This is a genomic window from Thermophagus xiamenensis (assembly GCF_900112795.1).
In the GTDB taxonomy this organism is placed as follows: Bacteria; Bacteroidota; Bacteroidia; order Bacteroidales; family Marinilabiliaceae; genus Thermophagus; species Thermophagus xiamenensis.
The window spans coordinates 164,415-187,470 of record NZ_FONA01000003.1 but is presented as its reverse complement, the minus strand read 5'-3'; the positions used below and the strand labels follow the sequence as shown (position 1 = coordinate 187,470).

Here is a 23,056-nt window from a genome sequence, read left to right as displayed (position 1 = left end):
GAGTGAATCATCCGACACTGAAAATGTAGCAAAAAAAAATAATTGCAACGCAAATAAACCAAATTAAAAAAACAAAAGAATGGACACATCTTCAAAAAGACATCCCCAAGGGTTATGGGTACTGTTTTTCACCGAAATGTGGGAACGGTTTAGTTATTACGGCATGCGTGCCTTATTGGTATTGTATCTTACGTCAAGTATTGTTAACGGAGGTTTTGCTTATGCCGAAAATCATGCCCTTGAAATTTATGGAATATTTACCGGTTTGGTATACCTGACACCTATTTTGGGTGGTATTATTGCCGACCGTTTTATAGGTCAGCGCAAATCGGTTTTTATTGGTGGTATTGTGATGGCTTTGGGCCAGGCTGCATTGGCTTATTCAGAGTATATCGCAGTGCCGGAGGGCGGTGAAGCTATCCAAACGCTTCGTGAATTTTGGCTTTTTATTGGTTTAGGACTTCTCATTCTTGGAAACGGTTTCTTCAAACCCAATATTTCTACCATGGTTGGGCGGCTCTATGCTGATGGTGACCCGCGTAAAGATTCTGCCTTTACCATTTTTTACATGGGTATCAACCTTGGCGCCTTTTTGGCACCCTTTATCGCCGGATATTTGGGCGAGTCGGTAGGCTGGGCCTGGGGCTTCGGTTCCGTATCTGTTGGTATGGTGTTGGGCGTTATTTGGTTTTGGATTGAACAAAGTAAGCTGGGAACCATTGGTTTTGGCCCCAAACGGAAATTTACTGGCGAAGTGGAACGGTTAAATGCGCGCGATTGGGGTGAAGTATGGATTTGGGTTCTTGCCATCGTCGGATTTATCTATCTTTTTGTCAAAACATGGTGGATTATGCCCGAAGTTGTTACCGACTGGATTATCCGAGTCGTTGCTCTGGGCGCTATATCCGTCATTGCTTATATGATTATTAAAAATACTACCGGAAAGACCGAATGGAGCCGTATCGGTGCCATCCTGGTGTTCTGTTTCTTTAACATCTTCTTCTGGTCAGGGTTCGAACAAGCCGGCGGAACCTTTAATCTTTTTGCCCGTGATATGACCGACCGTATGATTGGTAGCTTTGAAATTAATGCTTCCTGGTTTCAGTCGGTTAACGCTGCATTAATTGTTGGTCTGGCACCGGTCTTTTCTATGTTATGGATCTGGTTGGGAAAATATAACCCCAATACACCCGTGAAATTTGGTCTGGGCCTTACCCTTTTGTCGTTAGGATTTGTGGTCATGTATACCGCCGATATGAAAGCCTCACCCGAGAATCTGGTGAGTCCTCTCTGGCTGGTGTCCGTATATCTGTTGCATACAATGGGTGAACTTTGCTTAAGTCCTATCGGACTGAGTATGATTAGTAAACTGTCGCCCCCTAAGATTACATCTCTGATGATGGGGTTATGGTTCGGTTCTACTGCTTTGGCAAACTATCTGGCCGGAGCGCTCAAAAGCATTCTCGAAACCTATATGCCCGGAATGAATCTGTTCCTCTTCCTGGTGATTACTTCCGGCTCGGCAGCATTACTGATGTACTTGATTTCCCCCTGGCTGAAAAAGCTTATGCGTGGAGTCGATTAATTCGAGTACGTTACTTTTTATAATAGAAAAGCCTGCACCCTTTCTGGGACGCAGGTTTTTCTTATTGTGAACTTATTTTGCCCTATCGAATATTTTTTACAACAATTATATAAACCGGTAAATGGTCGCTATACCCCCCCTGAAAGTCATTGCCTACAAATGTCCTGTGTGGATATTTTTTATATCTGCCGGCATCTCGCAGTAAAAAAGCATCATTGAAAATTCGTGCTGCATTTAATCGATAGCCATCTTGTTCTTCAAGCATGTTGGGGGTAATAATAATTTGGTCAAACAGATTCCATTTTCCCTGATAGGCTAAAGATCCAATGCCCTTTTTGTATAGCGTTTCCATGGGATTGTAGAGTTGATCATCTTTAATTTTTTGTTGTTTCCCTTCCGTGTTTAGGTATTTTTTTACACTCTTATCGATAGGATCGTCGTTCAGGTCGCCCATAATAACAATTTTATCATTGGGATGAATGGTACGAATCGAATCCACCAGCGATCGGGTGAGTTTGGCAGCCTCTATGCGCAACGGGGCTGAGGCTTTCTGCCCACCATATCTTGAAGGCCAGTGATTAACGATTATGTGCATAGGGTCACCATCAAATAATCCCGATACAACCAATTGGTCGCGGGTATAATCGCGTTCACCATCCTCTCTCAAAAGAAATAAGGGCACATTTCGGGCATTGGTTATTTTGAAATAACGCGGTTGATAAAGCAAGGCAACATCCACACCTCTTTCATCGGGTGAATCATAATGAACGATTTGATAATTTAAGTTTTTAAGATGTTCGGAATGGACAAGATCTTCCAATACCGTTCGGTTTTCTACTTCACTTACTCCCAGGATAGCCGGTCCGTTTATGTTTTCATGAGAACCTATTCTAGCTATTACCCGCCCAAGGTTATTTATTTTTGTCCAGTATTTTTCTGATGTCCAATGTTTGGGACCATCTGGGGTAAATTCGGTATCCAGCACGCCGGGCGTGTCAAGGGTATCAAACAGATTTTCCAGGTTATAAAAGGCAATTATGCCCGCCCGTATTTTTTGGGCGTTCCCTTTTTCCGGCCTTGCCAATAATATGGCCATTAATACCAGTGCTGTTGTTACGTAAATTTTTGATTTCATGGATTTATTAAATTCTATGTTCAAATGTATTTGTGATATTTTTTACTTTGGGCAGGTATTTATTTTAACATTTCAAAAATAATCACTTTTAATTGTTCTACTATAAAAAATACTTCAGTGTAATAGACTTTCATATTTATATTCCGGAAATATCAGGTGATTCCTGAAAACATTGATAAATCTCATGGACTCTTTAATTTTTTTATTTTAAACTTATATCCAACCAATTATTATGTTCTTTACATTCGATCGTCATAAATTATTGTTATCTGTTTGTGATTGAAATTTGGAAAAAAGCGCATGCATGATTCGGGCTTATATTTTATTGTTTCCTGTTTTGAAGAAACGAAGATTATTAATGGGTTAAAGTTATTTTAGGTTGATTTTTGGTCTGAATTTAAAATGTTTGTTTGGCAACCCCGAGAGTGATGGGGTGGTCTTAAGAAAAATTTAATTTTTTTGTGTAGATACTTTAAAAAATAATACGAATATTTGGCGAAAATATTATTTGTGGTAACATTAGGTTTTAATTGTCGAAACAAAATATATAGAGATTGTCTAATTTTAATTTTTAAACCTAAATGCGAAAAGTTTTTATTCTTCTCTCTATTACCTTGTTTTTTCCGCTCACTGCCTTATGGGCTCAACAAATCAAAATCAGTGGCCGGATTTTGAATGCTGTTAGCGGAAATCCTGTTCCGGGGGTCTTAATATCAGTAACCCATACCGATATTCAGACTATATCTGATGAGAATGGGTATTTTTCCATGGAGATTATTGCTAATAATGCAGCGCAACTTCTCATTTCAAGTTCCGGTTTTGAATCAATTACTAAAACCATTCAGGTTGGCCAAAGAGAGGATATTGTATTGGGCGATATTTTCCTCTATCCCCTCGATGAAGTATTTGGTGAACTTCCTACCATTGAAGTGATGGACACCGAGTCGGAAGATGATTTTGGGCAGCAACATATTGTTTCACTGCAAGGTGCTTCGGATGATATATATCTTTCCGGTGCTGCATATAAATTTGGAAGCATGCGCTTTCGGGTTCGTGGTTTCGATAGCAGATATACGGAAACCTATATTAACGGTATTAACTTTAATGATCCTATTCGGGGGATGTTTAACTACAGCATGATTGGCGGATTGAACGATGTTACCCGGAACAAAGATATCACGCTTGGTCTGGAAGCATCGCGATATGGCTTTGGAGATATTGGTGGCACCAATAATATTATTACCAACGCTGCCAGCTATGGACAAGGTGGTAAAATTACCGCTTCTTTGACAAACAGAACGTATCGTTATCGGGGAATTGCATCTTACTCTACCGGATTGATGGCAAATAACCTGGCGGTTACCGGAGCCATAGGTTTTCGTTATGCCGATGAAGGATATGTGGAAGGTACCAGTTATAATAGTTTTGGCTACTTTCTGTCCGTCGAAAAATATTTTGGCGAAAGAAATCAGCATTCCTTGTCTTTAGTAACGTTTGGGGCACCCAACCGACGAGGCCGTCAAGGTGCTTCTTTTCAGGAAGCCTACGACCTGACCAACAATAACTATTACAATCCCTACTGGGGCTACCAGAATGGCGAAAAGCGTAATTCCCGCGTTGCCACCTCCTTTGACCCTGCGCTGGTGATTTCTCATCGCTGGCAAATTAATGAACATTCCGAGCTTACCACCGGACTGGGTGCCCGTTATAATCAATACGGAACTACCGCTTTAAACTGGTATAATTCGGCCGACCCTCGGCCCGATTATTACCGCTATTTGCCATCCTGGCAAAGCACCGATGAAATGAAAGCGCTTTATACGCAAGCCTGGGAAAATGACCCTTCTGTAAGCCAAATCGACTGGGACCGACTCTATGAGGTCAACTATGGGCGTGACAGGGCTTTATATATGGTGGAAGAGCGACATAACGACTTGCTGGAAGGTATCTTTAATTCTGTCTTCAGAACCGATATTAACGAACAATTGACACTTTCCGCTGGGATTGAATTTAAAACGTCCAAAGGAATGACTTATAAAACCGTTGACGACCTGCTTGGCTCGCAATACTGGCTGGATGTAGATCAGTTTGCCGAACGTGATTTTCCGGGTGATCCCGACAAGGTCCAAAACGATTTGAATAATCCTAATCGGATGGTCACCGAGGGTGATGTCTTCGGATACGATTACGAAATTTATGTAAACAGCGGAAAATTGTGGCTGCAAAATGAATTTTCATTCCCCCGAACCGATTTTTATTACGCCGCTAAGCTGAGTTACACCTCATTTTATCGGTACGGAAATATGAAAAATGGGCGTGCCCCTGATAATTCTTACGGGAAAGGAAGTGTTCATGACTTCTGGGATTACGCTTTCAAAGCCGGTGGACTTTTTAAAATTACCGGTCGACACATGGTTTCTCTGAATGCTTTGTACCAAACACAGGCACCACTACCTTATGATGCCTATTTATCTGCAAGAACCAAAGATGATGTTTTGCCGGGATTGAGCAGTGAAAAAATCTTGTCTGCCGATGTTAGCTATCTGATTTCTACACCTCTTATAAATGGTAGAGCTACTCTTTTTCAAACCAACTTTTATGATCAAAATGAGCTCAACAGTTTTTATCACGACAGTTACCGTACCTTCGTCAATTATGCTATGACCAATATCGAGAAGGTTCACCATGGACTGGAGTTAGGGGTGGCCATCGACCTTACTTCACAAATAACGCTCGAAGCGGTAGGTACCATTGCCGAATATCAATACAAAAACCGACCCGACGGATATGTTACCTACGAAAACGGTAGTCAGGACGATGTTATGGAAACCGTTTACCTGAAGAATTTTTATGTCGGCGGAACACCCCAAACTGCAGGAAGTATTGGACTTAGCTATTTCCATCCCAGGTATTGGTTCTTTGACATCAATTACAACTACTTCGACCGCAATTATGTGGACCTTTCGCCGGTCAGAAGGACTGAAAGTGCTGTAGCTTTCCAGGCTATGAGTCAGGAAGAAAGAGATGAAAAAGTAGCTGCTATCGTTGAACAGGAAAAGTATGATGCAGGTGGTACTCTCGATGTTTCAATTGGTAAATCCATACGACTAAGGGGTGGTTATTCAATGAGTATCAATTTAAGCATTAATAATGTTTTAGATAATACCGACCTTAAATCCGGAGGCTATGAACAGGGGCGATTTGATTTTGATACCTATGACATCAATAAATTCCCTTCACGCTATTATTATGCCCAGGGTATCAATTATTTCCTGAATGTCAATTTCAGGTTTTGATATAAGGCCCATAGTCCGATAGGCCATTAGGTTGATAGACTGATAGAATATGAGATTGGGGAGATTGATGGTTAATAATTTAAAAATATATTTTTTATAGTCTTGAAAAATAATCGCCAATCACCAACCACTAATTACTGAAAACTAAAGACTAAAAACTAAATACTAATGAAAATCCCAATTTTACGTAATGTTTTATTTATGAAGAAAATAGGTTTTTTATTTCTGACGTTATTCTCATTAGGAATTTTCTTTTCCGCTTGCGATAATGAGGATTTTGACGCTCCCCCTCACAGTGAGCCTCAATATTCGGGTGAATCGAATATTACGATAAAAGATTTTAAAGAAAAGTACGATGAAGTATTGGTTGAGGTAACCGATGATGACATTTTAGAGGGTGTTATTACCGCCAATGATATTTCCGGTAATCTTTACAAACAAATTTTCATTGAAGACGAAACAGGCGGTCTAATGGTGGCCATCGATCGAAATGATATTTATAACGATTTTCGGGTAGGTCAGAAAATATTTATAGAGACTAAAGGCCTCTATATGGGGAAATATGGTGGTATGCCTCAATTGGGATATCGCTATTCAAGAAATAATGACGGTAATTATTCAATTGGTCAGATGACATGGGAACAGGTTAAAGAAAAAATTTTTAAAGACGGATATCCTGATCCCGAAATTGTGGTCCCTGCCGAAATTGATTATAATGACTTTACCGAAGATAATTATGGCCGGCTCGTTAAACTCGAAGGAGTTTACTTTGATGATAGTGGCCAGATTTTTTCTTATCCCGATGAGGAAGGTTCGGTCCAAACACTCAATAGAGTTATCCGTTTTGCTGCCGATGAGTCCCAAACCGTTACCGCCCGAATGAGCAGTGCCGCCGATTTTGCCAGTGACACCATCCCCTCAGGCGTGGGTACCGTTACCGGTATACTTACCATTTATAGTGGAACGGTTCAGCTGTTGGTGCGCGAAAAAGACGATATGGACTTTGAAACTAATCCTGATGGGTGGGGTATTGAAGATAGTCCCTGGTCAGTCCAATATGCTTTGGATAATATGGATCAGGATAAAGTAGGTTGGGTCAAAGGCTATATTGTCGGTGCTGTTGCCGATGGCATTAATGAAGATAATCCCATTACCGATAACTATGGTATCGCCTTTGAAGCTCCATTCCTCCCCAATTACATTGTTATTGCTGCTTCACCCGATGAAACCAATTGGGAAAATTGTCTGGTCGTTAATCTTCCTGCCGGTTCGGATATGAGAGAACTCGTCAATTTGTCCGACAATGCTGATCTCCTGGGTGAAGAAATTATGGTTTACGGTTCTATTGAAACTATCCTCGGTGCAGGTGGTGTAAGAATTGCCAATGGCACTATGGATGAGTTCCGAATAGGTAATATTGGGGTGGAGATATTTAGCGCTTCGTTTGCATCTTCTCTCGAGCCATTTACCGAATATAGCGTATCAGGTGACCAAAAATGGATCTGGGATTCCTACGGATATGCCAAGATGACCGGCTATGATGGTGGTACCAACTATGCCAATGAAGACTGGCTCATATCCCCGGCCATCAACCTATCCGGTTACGATGCTGCCAATATCTCATTTGAACATGTGAGTCGTTATAGCAATAACAATAAGGAAGACTTTACTCTATGGATCTCGTCTGATTATACAGGCGGTGTTCCTTCGTCTGCTACTTGGACGCAAATTGTTATTGCCAACTATTCGTCCGGATCTTCATGGGATGACTGGACCACTACAGGAAATCTTAATATCCCTGAAGAGTTTATGGGGAAAGCCAATGTTTATGTGGCGCTCAAATACCTTTCTACTTCTAGTAAGGCAGGAACATGGGAAGTTCGCAACCTCGTTATTAAAAGTGGGGCGGGTGAAACCATCGACGACGATGATCCCGATATGACTCCCGAAGGTGACGGTTCCAGAGAAAATCCCTATAACTTAGCCGCGGTTATTCAAAATCAGGGCGTATCCACTGAAAGCGTTTGGATCTACGGGTATATTGTGGGTGCCATTGATGGGTATAGTATTTCCGATGCTATTTTTGAAGCTCCCTTTGGTGAGGCCAATACCAATTTGCTCATTGCCGCATCGCCCGATGAAACCAACCCCAACAACTGTATCCCGGTGCAGTTGCCCAATAATAGTGTGCGGCCTGTCTTGAATTTGGTAGATAATCCCGATAACCTTGGCAAAATGGTTTTGGTCTTTGGTACCCTCGAAACTTATTTTAACGTGCCGGGTATTAAGAGTGTGTCCAATTACGTTCTCGATGGACAAAGTGGCGACCCCGATGTTCCCGACGATGCCATTTTAAGTGCCTCATTCCTTACCACACTCGAGCCCTTTACTGCCTATAGTGTTTCAGGCGACCAATCTTGGGTTTGGGACACTTATGGTTACGCCAAGATGACCGGCTATGTTAGCGGTACCTACAATGCCAATGAAGACTGGCTCATCTCGCCCGCTTTCGACCTTTCCGGTTATGATGCCGCCAATATCTCGTTTCAACATTTGAGCCGTTTCGGAAATAATACCGAAGATTTTACCCTTTGGATCTCTTCCGATTATACCGGAGGTGACCCTTCTGCTGCCACATGGACGCAAATCGTTATTGCCAACTATTCGTCCGGATCTTCATGGGATGACTGGACCTCTTCCGGAAATCTGAATATCCCCGAAGAGTTTATGGGGAAAGCCAATGTTTATATTGCGCTCAAATACCTTTCCACTTCTAGTCAGGCAGGAACCTGGGAGGTCCGGAACTTATTGATTCTTCCCGGTACAGGAGAGGAAATCGGGGGTGGTGAAGAACCCGGAGACACAGAAGAGACACCTCAGGGTGACGGAACACAGGAAAACCCTTACAACATTGCTGCTGTAATCGAAAATCAGGATGCAACGACCGAAAAAGTCTGGAGTTCAGGGTATATCGTAGGAGTTCTTAATGGAAGTGCTTCCAATGCTGTATTCGAAGAACCTTTTGGCGATGTAACAACCAATTTGCTTATAGCAGCATCACCCGACGAAACCGACCCCAATAACTGTGTCCCTGTGCAGTTGCCCAATAACGACGTACGGCCTGTTCTAAATCTGGCCGATAACCCCGATAACCATGGTAAATTGGTGTTGCTCTATGGTACTCTCGAAGCCTATTTCGGTCTTCCCGGTATTAAGAATGTGACCAATTACGTTCTGGATGGACAAAGTTTGGATGATGGTACGGACGATACGCCCGATGGAACTATTATTCTGGAGGCTTCCTTCGCATCTACATTGAGTCCCTTTACAGCTTTTTCAGTTACCGGGGAACAAACCTGGGATATTGATACCGGTTATGAATGTGCCAAGATGAGCGGATATTCCGGTGGTGCCGTGCCCAATGAAGACTGGCTTATTTCATCAACCCTCGATTTAAGTAGTTACACGGCTCCTTATATCGTTTTTGAACATGCCATTAATTTTGCCAATGACTTGAGTACTTTCACACTCCTGATTTCGGACGATTACAACGGCGGCGATCCCTCATCGGCCAATTGGGAAGCGTTGACCATTCCCATTATGCCGGATGGTGACAGCTGGGACTTCGTGGAAAGTGGAAATATCTCCATTCCTGCCGAATATCTGGTCGGCGGCGTGACCATCGCCTTTAAATATGTATCCACAGACGAAGATGCCGGCACCTGGGAAATTAAAAATTTATTTGTGGTTGAATAATCATAGGGGCAGAGAAGGCAAAAATTCTCTGCCCTTTTTTCTTTTACTGAGTTATGAGAATGTTGCGTTGGCTTTTTGTATTGTTTTTGGGTTGGGTCGCCATTCTGCTTCAGGCCCAGAATCCCAACGGATATTACAATTCCGTTAACGGGAAAAAAAATGAAGAGCTGAAAACCGCTCTTCATCAAATTATTAGTAAGCATACTGTCTTATCGTACGGCAGCCTGTGGAATTATTTCCCCTACACCGATCAGCGAAGCGACGGTACAGTGTGGGACATGTATTCCAACAATACCCGCACTTTCGATAATACCTACGGTCTAAACAGGGAACACTCTTTCCCAAAAAGCTGGTGGGGAGGTGACCAGGTAGCGGCTTATACCGATTTGTTCCATATTTACCCGTCAGACAGCGAAGCAAACACTGCCAAATCCAATTATCCGCTGGGAGAGGTAGGCTCTAGCGTCTATTTCGATAACGGAGTATCCAAAGTAGGGCAGAACGATTATCCCGGGTATACAGGTGTTGTATTCGAACCGGATGATGAGTATAAAGGCGACTTCGCTCGTACCTATTTCTATATGGTTACCTGTTATCAGGATTATTACAACCGGTGGAAATATTTTTATATGATTAGTGCCAACACCTATCCGGTGCTGAAAGAGTGGGCTGTAAATATGTTATTGGATTGGCATCGTAACGACCCTGTGAGCCAAAAAGAATTGGAACGCAACGAGGCTGTTTTTTTGATTCAAAACAACCGAAATCCTTTTATTGATTTTCCCGAACTGGCCGAGTACATCTGGGGCAATAAAATGGATGAGGCCTTTTATCTGGATACCGAGTTGACGGAACCTGTACTCGCTACGCCTACCAATGATACTCAGCTTAACTTTGGTACGGTTGTGACCGGACAAACCTCCACTCTCACGCTCTATGTGAGAGGAAGTAATCTTGTAGGTAATCTCAGTGTAATGTTGTTTGGCAATGATAAGGAGCAGTTTGAGGTGAATGAAACCTCTATCCCGGCCGCCGTTGCCAACACTGAAGAGGGATACGCTTTGCAGGTCACCTATCATCCCGACATGGCCGACGAATTGCATGAAGCCAACATTGTTATTTTCGACGGAGGCATTGATGGTAGTGTATCCATTTCAGTCGGCGGAACGGCCATCGCTGCCGATGCCATAGAACCGCCCGTGGCTGAAGAGGCTATCAATATTACTGCCTCGGGCTTCACGGCTAACTGGCAAACCGATAACGATGCCGAAGGATATATCCTCAGTGTTTTCCAAATGGATGAAGAGTCCGGAGATACCGTTTTGATTCTTAATGTGGAACTGGATGAAGAAACATCGTCCTACGATGTGCAGATTCCGGAGCCCGGGAAAAACTACGGCTATGCCGTACGAAAGATTCAAAACGGACTTATTTCCGATTACTCCCAAACCATTGTGGTGGTGGCTACGGCGGTGAAAGAGACACCGTTTAATGATTATATTGTGGCGTGGAGTTCAAACGGTTGCCTCTACCTGAGAAATGATTCACAGGTAGAAGTGACCATAAAAATCTTCAACCTCTCAGGAATCTTGATTTACCAGGATACTCATTTTAGCGGATCTATATCCCTCTGCCATCTAAAGCCCGGTGTTTACTTCGTGCAGGCAGACGATGAGGTCCGGAAAGTGATGGTGGGAGGCAAATAAAATAAGCTATTAGGTGTTTAGGTGAAATGGGAGGATGCTTGAAAGGGTGAATGGTAGTAGCGTAGCGGCGACAGAGTGTTAACCCGAAACCATAAACTTATCCGATAGTATTTATTGATGCCGTTCACGATACTGTTTAAAAAAGTGTGTCTGCAATAGAATAAAAAAGGTCTTCTCTTTTTAGTTATACTTCTTTTTTTTCGTTTGTAAAACTAACCTGAGAAGACCTTTTTTATTCCTTTACAGACACACTTTTTTAAACACTACCATTCCCATTGAACTGCTCTATCAGCCTTTTATCTGAACAGCCCGAATAATGTTTAAGAAACATTAACGCTATTTTCCCTCGGGGGAAAATATACTGGCCGGTCTTTTCTTGTTTTACAGCAACTTAAATATTCGTACCAAATCGTCCTAGGGAATTGCTTTGTATATCTTTCCAAGGTCAGTCTGAAAAATCTGATTGTAGAGTAAATGAAAATTATCTTCAACAGAAAATAACGAATGTGTACCTTCAATTTTCGGAAATCTTTGTAGCTTTATCGCTACTTGAAAAATATTGAACCCCGTTTTTGGGCAAATGTGCCTAATTTCGGGGTTTTTTGTTTGCTCAAAGATAGTGATAATAGCTTTTCCGTCAAAGAAATAGAGTATTTCGGAATTTCCCTAATTAAACTCTTTCCTGCACCCTGAAAAGATGAGCAAAACAGCAATAAGTAAGGTGAAATAATTCATGATTGCTTATTATTGACGGTTAGATTATTTGATAAACTCCCAGTAATCAAGATTAAATAATTCTTCTTCACCACCTTTGAAAACAAAAAATAAGTCGTGAACACCTTTGTGATTATCTGTCTTTGTGGTGAATATTTGCCAGTTTTTGTTACTCCCTGTTTTTGTTATTTCACAAACTCCTAGAAGCGGACCATTTTGGGAATCCAGGCGAATCTCAATTTTTCCACCGTTTAGTGGTTCTGCTCTGACCTTGAATTTTTTAGCACCTTCTTTGAAATCAACACTACGGACTTTGATAAAATCCCCGTTGTTAACGTTGGTAACGTAGACACCTGTTTTATCGTTGGAGGCGGTTTTTAGTCCTTCCGACCACGCAATGGTTTCTGCTTCAACCTTTTTAAAGGGGTTCAGGTTCGCTACACTTTCTTTTACCCCTTCTTTTGTGGGTGTAATAAGAGGAATAGACCCGTCATCATTATATTCGAACTGTTCGACACTCACCGAACGTTTAAAACCTTCTCCACCTGATAAAACCTGGTCGTGATAGAAGAAATAGGAATTTCCTTTAAAATCAACTATTCCAGGATGGTTGGTAAAAGCCAGGTGAGGCGCTCTTTCCATAATGTAACCCTGATAAGTCCATGGCCCCTCAGCCGTAGGAGCTGTGGAATATGCAATGTACTCGGGAATGCCTCCGGCAGCATAAACTAGGTAATAAATATTGTTTCGTTTATAAAACCATGGGCCTTCAGTGTAATTGGTAAGGTGTTTTCCGTTTTTAGCTTTATTTTCTCCAAATGAAACTGCATTCATTTCTACAGCGACAATCCCGTTCTTACCAATGGTGCGATCATATGAAATCATATCTTCGTTGAGTTTCACATAGAAAAGCGATGGATTTCCCCAGTACAAATAAGCCTGTCCATCATCGTCAATAAAAACGGTTGGATCAATGTCTTTCCAGACATTCTCACTGTCAACTATTAATCTGTGACCCAAAGGGTCATGGAATGGACCGGTTGGAGAATCACTTTGCAATACAGCAATTCCTTCACCATGAATAGGTACATAAAGGTAAAACTTACCGTTTCGTTCAATACAGTGTGGTGCCCATGCGCCATTCTTTTTATCGAGCCAGTCAAAATTTTTAAGCGAAGCAATAGTCCCATGGTCTGTCCAGTTTACCATATCTTCTGATGAATAACACCGCCAATCAAACATGGTAAAAAAATTATTGACTGTTTGGTCTTCGTCGTGGGATGTGTAAAGGTACACTCTGTTATTGTAGACCAAAGGTGCAGGGTCAGCTGTGTAATGTGTTTGTATTATAGGATTTTGAGCAATGTTTGAAATGCAAATTGCTAAGTTGACCAATAATAGAAATGACTTATTAATATTCATGACTTTTTTGTTTTTTTTGATGTAAAAAAACTGTAAATTAATATCTTTAAAATCAAAAAATTGCCAATCAAAAAATGCTATTATTGGAATTAAAGATTGAATAATTTCTTATTATTTTTCTGATGCTTTTTTTACAGGATAAAATTTCCACCAGTCAAAATTAAACAAGTCTTTTTCTCCTCTAAAAACAAAGTAAACATCATGAATTCCTTTTAGATTTTTGTTGGTTTTTGCAGAAAATATTTTCCAAATACCTTCTTCGGTTTTGGTGTTTACATCCACCGTTGCTATAATAGGTCCATCAATTTTATCAGCCCGAATTTCAATTTTTCCTCCGTAAATGGGGGATAAACTCACTTCAACCGATTCAGCACCGTCGGAAAAATCAACACCTTTTACTTTTATGTAATCACCATGATTTATGTCCGTTACAAACAAATGATCGGCAATCTTTTTCCCCCTGTCCCAATCGAAATCTCCTTCCCACTCTGTTTCAAACCTGGTCTTTACTCCTTCGCTCCAAGCCATTGTTTCTGCTTCAACACGTATGAAAGGATTCAGGGGTTCAACTTGTTCAGGTCCTTCAACTGACCAGTATTGCCTGTTTTGGATGGTTCCGTCGGGATTGTACACCATTTCATCCATATCAACCGAGCGGCGTTCATAGAATTTTGATGTAGTTTTTTTCAACAGGTCGTAACTGTGTCCAAAACAATACCATTTTCCTTTGTATTGAACAATTCCCGGATGATTGCCTCTAGTCTTTTCCGAAGCATCGATAATCATACCCTTGTATTCCCATGGGCCTGTCGGATAGTCGCTCATGGCATATCCAATTCCCTCAGGGCAACAGGTGGAGGCATAGGCCATGTAGTAATGCCCCTTGTGTTTCCAAACCCATGGGCCTTCCTGATAATTTTCGGGTGTTGTGGGCTCTTGTATGATTTCGCCCGAATAGGAAATCATGTCCTCGTTCAGCTTCACGTAATATAATTTGGGATTTCCCCAGTACATGTACGCTTGCCCGTCATCGTCAATCAAAATGGTAGGATCGATGTCGTGATGGCCCTGTTTAATAAGAGGTTCTCCGAGCGGATCTTTGAATGGGCCGTAAGGGCTATCTGCTACCAAAACCCCTATGCCAACTCCTCCCGGCATAGGACAATAGAGGTAAAATTTCCCGTTGCGTTCAATACATTGCGCTGCCCATGCACCATTGTCGTACGGAACCCATTTAAAGTTGTCTAATGATGCTACTACCCCATATTCAGTCCAGTTTACCATGTCGGTCGAATAATAGAGCAACCAATCTTTCATTTTAAAGCCCATTGCATCGTCTTCATCATGGCTGGTGTAAAGGAACAATGTGTCGTTGTGTACCATGGGTGCCGGATCGGCAGTGTATTTTGTCTGAATGATGGGGCGTTGCTTAACTATGTTTTGAGCATTGGCAAAATAAGGTATTGCTATCGTCATCAGGAAAATGGATATAAAAATTTGTTTGTTCATTTTGTTATTTTTAATAGTTGTTTATTTCTTTACTTTAATATATCAAAAATTATTGAATCTCAATAACAATTTCTCAGGTTTCCAGGCCATCAAGTTAATAGTACTGCTTTTCTAATCTTCTAACGGGAGAAGAATAGCCAAGGCATTTCCGCGGAAAGTTTTGCAGACAGGGTTGTTAAAGCCTTCCATGTCGGAGGGGTTTGCATTTTATTATTATTTTCATCTTTGTTCTGTATTCTATAGTTTAACGCTGACTCTCTTACCCTTATATATTATCGTTTTGTCGTACTTTTCTGCATCCATTTTGTTCATTTTGCCCGGTTTGACGATTAGAATATTAAATTTTCGCTCAGCCAGCATTCCTGGGAAAGAGCCGTTCCTGTCGCTTATGGTCAGGGTTTTATTTTCATCCTCCCAGCTAAATTTAATGGTTGAATACATCCCTTTCTCATAATTGTAGTTATCATTCTCATCTTCATAGAGCGTGAATTCACCATCAGCTCCTTCGTAAATCCTGATTTCAAGGTTGTCCCAGGGTTTCTCTTCGGCATATTGAACATCCGGGCCAATAGGAATTATGGAACCTGCTTTGACATATAAAGGCATGATGTCAAGTGGTGTTTCCCTTGTGATGATTTGTCCACCTTCCAGCATCTCTCCTGTCCAAAAGTCAATCCACCTAGTGCCGGCTGGCAAGTATAGCTCTCGTTCTTTGACCGTGCTAAAATCTGCCTGTCCATTCTCATTATACATTCGCTCAGTTACCGGGCAAACCAGGATGGATTTGCCAAACAAGTATTGATCATCAATATTAAGTGCTTTCTTATCGTTCGGAAAATCCATTACTAGGGCACGCATCATGGTCGACTGGTTCTTGCTCACATCCCACGAAGTGGAATATATGTATGGTAGCAAACTATAGCGCAGGTTGATGTATTTTTCGATGGCATCGTAAATCGGTTCACCTTTTTTCCCAAACTGGTATATTTCGCGCGGGGCATCGGTTCCATGCGAACGCATCATAGGACAGAATGCGCCAAATTGGATCCATCGGGCATACAGTTCCCGATAATCAGCGTTTTGTAGTGGGTTTTGGTAATCCCAAAGAAAGAACCCGCCTATATCGCTGTTGTAATAAGGAACCCCACACAGCGACAAATTTAAACCATTTGATATCTGCTTGCGTAAGGCATCCCAGGATGCTACAACGTCACCCGACCAGGTATTGGCGCCATAGCGTTGCTGTCCGGCAAAAACCGAACGGGTTAATATAAAAACACGCTTATCAGAGGTAACTTCGCGTTGGTGTTTGTACACACCGCCCACCGTCATTAACGGGTAGGCATTGCGAACTTTGCGAAACGAGCCCAGATAGGTTTGGTTGTCAAAATCGGAAGGTTTCGGGTCGAAATGGTCGGGTTCGGAGGAGTCAATCCACCATCCGTCCATGCCTAATGAGAAAATGCCTTTATTCAGGTACTTCCAGTAAATGTCGCGTGCCGCCGGGTTGTATGCATCGTAAACTCGCACTCCCGAAGGATAATCGGGATTGGGTGGCCATTTGAAAGAACCTGATTCTGGCCAGGTTTTAAAGTCGAAAAGAGCATTGATGCTGTCCAGCTCGCGATAGGGTTTGGTATGAGGTCCAAATGAATTCCAGATTGAAATAATCATGTGTGCATTCATATTATGCACATCGTTGATCATCTTTTGCGGATTGTAGAATTCTTCATTAAGGAATTCCATGGCATTCCACAGGTAGTTGTTGCCCCAATATCGCCAGTCCAGAATAATCCCATCGAGAGGAACTCCTAGCTCACGGTATTTGTGAACAACACCTACCAATTCGTCCTGACTTTTGTAGCGTTCTCTGCTTTGCCAGTAGCCATAAGTCCACAACGGGAACATGGGCACCTGTCCAGTTAATTCACGCATTTGGGCAACTACGCCATCGGCATTTTTACCGTACATAAAATAATAGTCGATGCCATCGCCGACTTCAGAACTAAATGAAGTTTGTTCCTTGTTATCGCTGAATGTCGTCGGTGAATAATTATCCCAGAATAAGCCATACCCTTTGTTCGACTGGAAAAAAGGCACAAAGTCCTGCGTGTTATTTTGAACCATGTGTACTTCGATGTCGCGTTGTACCATTTTCCCGTTTTGAAGGATACCTAAACCGTAAATGGCTTCATCCTTTTCTAGTTCGAATGATTGTGAAACGCTGTATGTTTCATTACCGGCATCGATAAATTTTGTGAATTCGGCACTTGATTCTTTTTCACTCAAAAGCGGTTTACCCGTTGAGGTTTCGAATGAAACAGTTCCATTGTTCATGTTCAGTGTTACCAACAATTCATCGCTTTCCAGGATTAAATCTTTCCCGTCAAGCCTAACATCAATGTCTGTTTTTTGAGGCCTTTTTATAACAGAGAGACTTTCTTTAGTAAAGCATGATTTTTCAGGCGATTTTAAAACTCTTACTATTGAGGGACTGAAAAATTGAATCTCATAATCAGTATCTTCAATAGAAGTTTTTATTCCTATGTCGGTTTTCAGATACGACTGAGCACTGCCATGGGTAACAACGGCAAGGATTATGAATAATACTGCAAAAGCTCGTTTCATAGTTAATGTGATTTTATTGGATGCTTACTTCTAATTGTTTTAAATCCTTATTATCCGAACTATTACCGTAATAAAGTATATATTCGCCGGGAGTAACCGCCATTTTTCTCTGGCTCCAGTCATAAAATTCAAAAGTTGAGGGAGGTAGGCTGATGTTAGCCTGCCTGGTTTTTCCTGCGGGAACTGCTATTCGTTGAAAACCCTTTAAAGTTTTAAGCGGTCCGTCTATATCATTAACCTTGCGCACGTAAACCTGTACGATTTCAGTTCCATCGCGTTTACCGGTATTTTTAACAGGAATTTTAATGCTGATGGTCTCATCAGCTTTTATTGTCGATTTGCTCAGTCTGGCTTTACCAATCTCGAAATTGGTATAACTGAGCCCGAAACCAAACGGGAAAAGATGATTGTTAGTGTAACGATAAGTCCTGCCTTCCATGGAGTAATCTTCAAAGTCACCCAGGTTATCAGAGTTCCGGTAGAATGTAACAGGAAGTTTTCCTGATGGGTTGTAATCCCCAAAAAGTACATCTGCAATAGCTTGTCCTCCTGATTCTCCGCCATACCATGCCTGAATAATGGCGTCACAGGATTCAGTTTCCGGTTCTAATGCAATAGCTGAGCCAGAACAGTTCACAAAAATAACGGTTTTACCTGCCTCTTTCAAAGCTTTGAGGCAGTTTCGCTGCACCGACGGAAGCTCAATATTTGTGCGATCGCCACCTTTGAAACCGGGATATGAAACGGGCATTTCTTCCCCTTCAAGAAAACCTGAAAGGCCACCCACGAATATTACTGTTTCAATGCCTTCCAGTTTTTTGATGAGAGCAGTAAAATCAATATCTTCCTCCCGTCCAAAATCGAACTGAATATTAGCTTCCCAGTTTTCACGCTGGGCATAGCGGATTTCTATTTCATAGGTTTTGCCGGCCTCCACATAAAGAGGGAATCTTGCGGGTATTGTCCTCCAGTTGGTATAGCTTGCCAGGGTGTCATTGTTAACAATCAGTTCGAAAAAGCCGGTAGCTCCGCCCTTAAATACTATTTCTTCTGATACTGTGGGGGTAAACTCTGTTTTATATATGGCAGAAAAATCTTCCAGTTTTACGCCCGGTGCAAACTCATGCTGTCCGGCGGCAGTCAGTTTTATGGGATTTACAAGTTGTTGTTCGACAACAGGTTCTCCTTCAAAATTAGGATGGTTCCAATAAGTGGCTTTAAAACCCTGTTTTTGGTCAATCTTTCCTTTTGAAACGTAGCTGACCATCACTTTATCATCCACTAAGTCAACGGCCTTGTCATAGAAAATATTGTCATGTGGTACTTTGGATTTGATGCCATCCAAGACAGTGATGGTCCTTATGGGAGTACCATTATAGTTGCCCCAAAGCACCACTTCATCATCTGCATTGGGGCCGACAACTGCTATCTTATTTATGGATGATTTATCCAGTGGAAGTACCTTATTTTTATTTTGTAATAAAACTATTGATTGTTGGGCCATTTTGTAGGCCAGTTGTCTGTGTTTTTCGCAATTAAGAACAGAGGGGGGTATTTGAGCCCAAGGAACAAGGGAATTGTCATCCATCTCTCCAAGGTCGAAGCGTCCTTTTAAAACACGCATTAAACTTCTGTCGATGTCTTTTTCTGTGATCAAATCTTTTTCCAACGCTTCGGGCAACATTTTGTAATGATAGTTGTCCCAGATGCATTCCAGGTCGGTTCCTGCCAGGAGCCCGGTGGCAGCAGCGTGAACAGGTGTGGAAGATATCCCATGGGTGGTATAAAAATCGCTGATGGCACCGCAGTCGGCAACAACCATATGCTCATAGCCCCATTCATCACGCAGGATACGTTGCAGAATCCTTGTATTACTGCAACATGGTTCGTCGTCCAGACGATGGTAGGCACACATTACCTGTCTTACATCGGCTTTCTGAACCAAAGCCTTAAAAGCGGGCATGTAAGTTTCGTAAAATTCTCTAGGGCTGACATCATTTATGTTTAGTTCATGCCGGCTCCATTCGGGGCCGGAATGCACGGTGTAATGTTTGGCACAGGCCAATAGTTTGCGGTATTTCGCATCTTCAGGCCCTTGTAAGCCCTTGACCACCTGAACTCCCATACGCGACGTCAGATATGGGTCTTCGCCGTAGGTCTCCTGGCCACGTCCCCAGCGTGGATCGCGGAAAATATTTACATTGGGTGTCCAGACTGAAAGGCTCAAAAATCTTCGGTTTTCTTCTCCTCTTCGCTGTGCCTGATGGTATTTGGCACGTGCTTCATCCGAGATAGCATTAAATATCTCAAATACCAGCTCTTCATTGAATGAAGCGGCCATACCTATGGGTTGGGGGAAAACTGTCACGCTGTCGTTGTTGGCATACCCGTGCAGGGCCTCGCTCCACCAGTTAAATTTCTTTATACCCAGACGGGGAATGGCTTCAGACTGGTCACACAACAGACGTGCTTTTTCTTGAACGGTTAGTCTGGATATAAGGTCTTTGGCCCGTTCTTCAGAGCTCAAATCGGGGTTCTGAAAAGGCAGAACCTGCCCTTTTACAGTCATCGATATGAGTATAACTGCTATTAAAAAGAGTTGTTTTTTCATTCGTATATAATTTATTAACATATTGGCCGAATGGAACTCGCATGGCTTAATAAAATCTATACATGCTCTTTTGATGCAGAAGTCGCCATGCTCGTTTCATCTGTATAAAATTTACTTACTTCATTGATATATTGGTTCTTAAAAGTAGTCATTAGTGGTTAGTCACTAGTTATTTAACACTAACCACTTGTTGACTAATGAATAATCACTTCTTCTGCCTTCTGCCTGTGCACTTCTGCCTTTGTCTTTTATACATGTCCTTTTGTGGCGAAAGTCGCCATGCTCGTTTCATTTTAGAATGATTTAATGTTAACTTGTGTTTGTCCCTTAAGTCCCATTTGTCGTGTTACGCTTGCCGCCAAAATACTCATTTAAGAAAAGTACACTTTTTTTTTTCGGCTTCGCAAGCCTTGTAACCAGCATTTTCTGAATATACATACATATTGTGGTAATTTTTGTGGGTTTATAGACAAGCACTAATTATTGTACTGGTTTTAAACTGGCCGCAAAACCTCCCCGACGTAGCATTTTTACATCAATTTCAGAATTTTTGTCGACAACCAGATAACTTGTGGATAATTCAGTGTCGTATTCACCATCGGTAATCAATGTGAGTTTGTATTTTTGTCCTTCGGGTAAAAAATTAAAATTTAGTGTTTTATTCTTGTTCTGGTGTGCTTCAGCATTAATGCCTCCTAAATACCACCCGGCACCTTTTCTTCGAGCGATGATAACATCTTTCCCCGGATAACCATCGATAAGTTTCGTGTCATCCCAGGCTGCGGGTAGTTCGCGTAAAAATAATTTTGCGGCATCAGGCAGATTGTCATAACCGTCGGGGCGGTCGGCCATGTGTTGAAAGGCAGATTCAAAAACAACACCCAGAGCAAGTTCATGTCCGTAAGATGTGATGTGCGGATGTTGGGAATTGGTGAAAGTAACCGGGGTATAATCCATAGACCCTACTACATTTCTGGTAAAAGGCAGTATTGTGTTGTGTTTGGGAGCTGTGGTGGTTAACTCCGGATTGTTGTTGTACCACTCGGCTCCTCTTACGGCCTCCATCGTCATCAGGTGAGGGTAGGTGCGTGCCCATCCGCGGGGAACAAGGCTGCCGTGAAAATTGACCATCATCTCAAATTTGGCAGCATCTTTCAGAATGTCAAGATAGTAATTAATCATGTATTGCTTTTCGCTCAGGAAAAAGTCCACTTTCACACCGGCAAACCCTAAGCCTTTTAACCAGGCAAATTCTTCCATCCGGTTTTCGTGCGTTTTCATGCGATCAATGGGCGTTGCAGTAATCCATTTAAACATACCTGAGTTGTACCAAATAAGTGGTTTTATCCCTTTGGAGATGGCGTATTTTGCTGCATCTTCCACATCACCACCATTGCCCATGGCATCCCATTCCCAGTCGAAGAGGGTATAAGGCCAGTCCATGCGTGCTGCAAGATCGGTAAATTTCTTTACCGTTTGATAATCCCTGGTGCCGTGGTTGTCCGACCAATAGTTCCAGGATACCAGGCCCGGTTTGATCCAGTCCGTGTCTTCAATTACCGACGCGGTGGATACGTCTTCAACCAGGGTGGATTCTACAATGTCTGACAGTTCTCCCATAATGATGACCCGCCAGGGGGATTCCCAGGGCAGGGAGATTTTAGGTAAGGCTTCACCTTCACCTTCGTGAGGGGCAGGAAGTGTGACTTTGTAGCTTTTTTTGTCTTTTAGATTGCTGAGTTTGGTGGCACAATAGTTTCGATCCAGGTCTGCCTCATGAACAAGATACCAGCATGAACGATCAGGTGAATGGAACAGTGCTGGATAACCCCAATTTCCCTGAATATCGGAGCTATTCATGTGGTCAAATAATTTTTCATTGGACAGATCAAATTTCTGCAGCCAACGTTCGGTGCTGTCGGGTATTATATATGAAGTCAGTTCATCTTTAATTGCAAAATTACCTTCGTTTTCAGGAAACTGATACCTGAAGGCCATACCATCATTGTATGCTCTGATGATGAGGTTCAACCTGGTTTTGTCCGGGTTCTCAAAGGAAACCACTACTTCATTTGCCGAATTATTGCGATGAGAACGCTTCCCGTGTTTGGTTATATAGTCTTCTTCTATTTGTTTTGGCCTGCTTATTTTAAGCAGTTTCAGATTTTTATGAAAGTCCTGATCACTCCGGGATATCCCCAGTTCAATTTTGGGAATTATTTCTGAAGTCTGCTTGTTGTTTTCGAAATATACCTTTAGATACCACTCCCCGGTTTTATCATTATTGGTATTAAGGAGTTCAATTCTGATTTTTGTATTTGGCGATACTACTTCCGCATTCCGTGCTGATAATAAGACAGGAATCAGGGAGATGAGTATCAGTGACAGGATTTGTTTCATGATTATAAAATATTATTCGGTATAGGGGAATGTCGATGTTTTCAGTTTTTTCTAATGAGTAAAAATAGATGGTAAAATATGTTTAAAATTTCAATTTTGGATATTTGATTTTTGAACTCAGGTAAAAATTATTGGATTGGAACTCGTCCCGATCGATAGAGATGTTGCGTCCCCGCAAACCGGACAGCTTAAAAAGTATCCACCCCACCAACCCCATTTTTTCTGTCATGACAGTGGCTATTAGCTTTGTCACAAAAAAATCATGAAACACATAAAATCTTTGCACCGTAGCTT

The 23,056-nt window shown here is 41.9% G+C and carries 10 protein-coding genes; 4 read left to right on the top strand and 6 right to left on the bottom strand.

What is annotated here, in order from left to right; translation table 11 throughout:
• Positions 1-79 precede the first annotated feature (79 nt).
• Positions 80-1,585 carry a peptide MFS transporter gene (locus BM130_RS02795; RefSeq protein WP_074964253.1) on the top strand — a complete coding sequence of 502 codons (1,506 nt, stop codon included), beginning with the start codon at positions 80-82 and terminating at the stop codon, positions 1,583-1,585.
• Between the two features lie 82 nt (positions 1,586-1,667).
• Here the strand turns inward: BM130_RS02795 and BM130_RS02790 are convergent, their stop codons facing one another.
• Positions 1,668-2,720, bottom strand: coding sequence for an endonuclease/exonuclease/phosphatase family protein (locus BM130_RS02790; RefSeq protein WP_010527902.1), 1,053 nt, complete (start codon positions 2,718-2,720; stop codon positions 1,668-1,670).
• Between the two features lie 581 nt (positions 2,721-3,301).
• Here BM130_RS02790 and BM130_RS02785 point away from each other — a divergent pair.
• From BM130_RS02785 to BM130_RS02775, 3 genes are all read left to right on the top strand, one after another.
• Positions 3,302-6,016, top strand: a complete 2,715-nt coding sequence (locus BM130_RS02785; RefSeq protein WP_010527903.1) for a TonB-dependent receptor — start codon at positions 3,302-3,304, stop codon at positions 6,014-6,016.
• A 168-nt stretch (positions 6,017-6,184) separates the two neighbouring features.
• Positions 6,185-9,772: a DUF6359 domain-containing protein gene (locus BM130_RS02780; RefSeq protein ID WP_010527904.1), complete on the top strand. Its 3,588-nt coding sequence runs from the start codon at positions 6,185-6,187 to the stop codon at positions 9,770-9,772.
• 53 nt (positions 9,773-9,825) lie between these two features.
• Entirely contained in the window at positions 9,826-11,478 is a 1,653-nt protein-coding gene (locus tag BM130_RS02775) for an endonuclease (protein WP_237706144.1), read from the top strand.
• Positions 11,479-12,237: 759 nt separating this feature from the next.
• On the opposite strand, the gene BM130_RS02770 is transcribed toward BM130_RS02775, so the two are convergent.
• The 5 genes from BM130_RS02770 to BM130_RS02750 all read right to left on the bottom strand — a co-directional run bounded on the left by BM130_RS02770 (position 12,238) and on the right by BM130_RS02750 (position 22,762).
• Positions 12,238-13,614 carry a glycoside hydrolase family 43 protein gene (locus tag BM130_RS02770; protein WP_010527906.1) on the bottom strand — a complete coding sequence of 459 codons (1,377 nt, stop codon included), beginning with the start codon at positions 13,612-13,614 and terminating at the stop codon, positions 12,238-12,240.
• A 111-nt stretch (positions 13,615-13,725) separates the two neighbouring features.
• The gene (locus tag BM130_RS02765; RefSeq protein ID WP_010527907.1) at positions 13,726-15,123 is read right to left on the bottom strand and encodes a family 43 glycosylhydrolase; all 1,398 of its coding nucleotides are present in this window, start codon (positions 15,121-15,123) and stop codon (positions 13,726-13,728) included.
• A 237-nt stretch (positions 15,124-15,360) separates the two neighbouring features.
• The gene (locus BM130_RS02760; protein ID WP_010527908.1) at positions 15,361-17,751 is read right to left on the bottom strand and encodes a glycoside hydrolase family 31 protein; all 2,391 of its coding nucleotides are present in this window, start codon (positions 17,749-17,751) and stop codon (positions 15,361-15,363) included.
• Between the two features lie 13 nt (positions 17,752-17,764).
• Positions 17,765-20,362 (bottom strand): xylan 1,4-beta-xylosidase, encoded by a 2,598-nt coding sequence (xyl3A, locus tag BM130_RS02755; protein ID WP_010527909.1) that lies wholly within the window; start codon positions 20,360-20,362, stop codon positions 17,765-17,767.
• A gap of 480 nt (positions 20,363-20,842) precedes the next feature.
• Complete coding sequence (locus tag BM130_RS02750; RefSeq protein WP_010527910.1) at positions 20,843-22,762, bottom strand: glycoside hydrolase family 97 protein; 1,920 nt, start codon at positions 22,760-22,762, stop codon at positions 20,843-20,845.
• Between the last annotated feature and the right edge of the window lie 294 nt (positions 22,763-23,056).

Bases quoted from the DNA above. Each gene is read 5' to 3' on its own strand.
- BM130_RS02795 (WP_074964253.1), top strand. From the start codon at position 80: ATGGACACATCTTCAAAAAGACATCCCCAAGGGTTATGGGTACTGTTT.
- BM130_RS02790 (WP_010527902.1), bottom strand. From the start codon at position 2,720: ATGAAATCAAAAATTTACGTAACAACAGCACTGGTATTAATGGCCATA.
- BM130_RS02785 (WP_010527903.1), top strand. From the start codon at position 3,302: ATGCGAAAAGTTTTTATTCTTCTCTCTATTACCTTGTTTTTTCCGCTC.
- BM130_RS02780 (WP_010527904.1), top strand. From the start codon at position 6,185: ATGAAAATCCCAATTTTACGTAATGTTTTATTTATGAAGAAAATAGGT.
- BM130_RS02775 (WP_237706144.1), top strand. From the start codon at position 9,826: ATGAGAATGTTGCGTTGGCTTTTTGTATTGTTTTTGGGTTGGGTCGCC.
- BM130_RS02770 (WP_010527906.1), bottom strand. From the start codon at position 13,614: ATGAATATTAATAAGTCATTTCTATTATTGGTCAACTTAGCAATTTGC.
- BM130_RS02765 (WP_010527907.1), bottom strand. From the start codon at position 15,123: ATGAACAAACAAATTTTTATATCCATTTTCCTGATGACGATAGCAATA.
- BM130_RS02760 (WP_010527908.1), bottom strand. From the start codon at position 17,751: ATGAAACGAGCTTTTGCAGTATTATTCATAATCCTTGCCGTTGTTACC.
- xyl3A (WP_010527909.1), bottom strand. From the start codon at position 20,362: ATGAAAAAACAACTCTTTTTAATAGCAGTTATACTCATATCGATGACT.
- BM130_RS02750 (WP_010527910.1), bottom strand. From the start codon at position 22,762: ATGAAACAAATCCTGTCACTGATACTCATCTCCCTGATTCCTGTCTTA.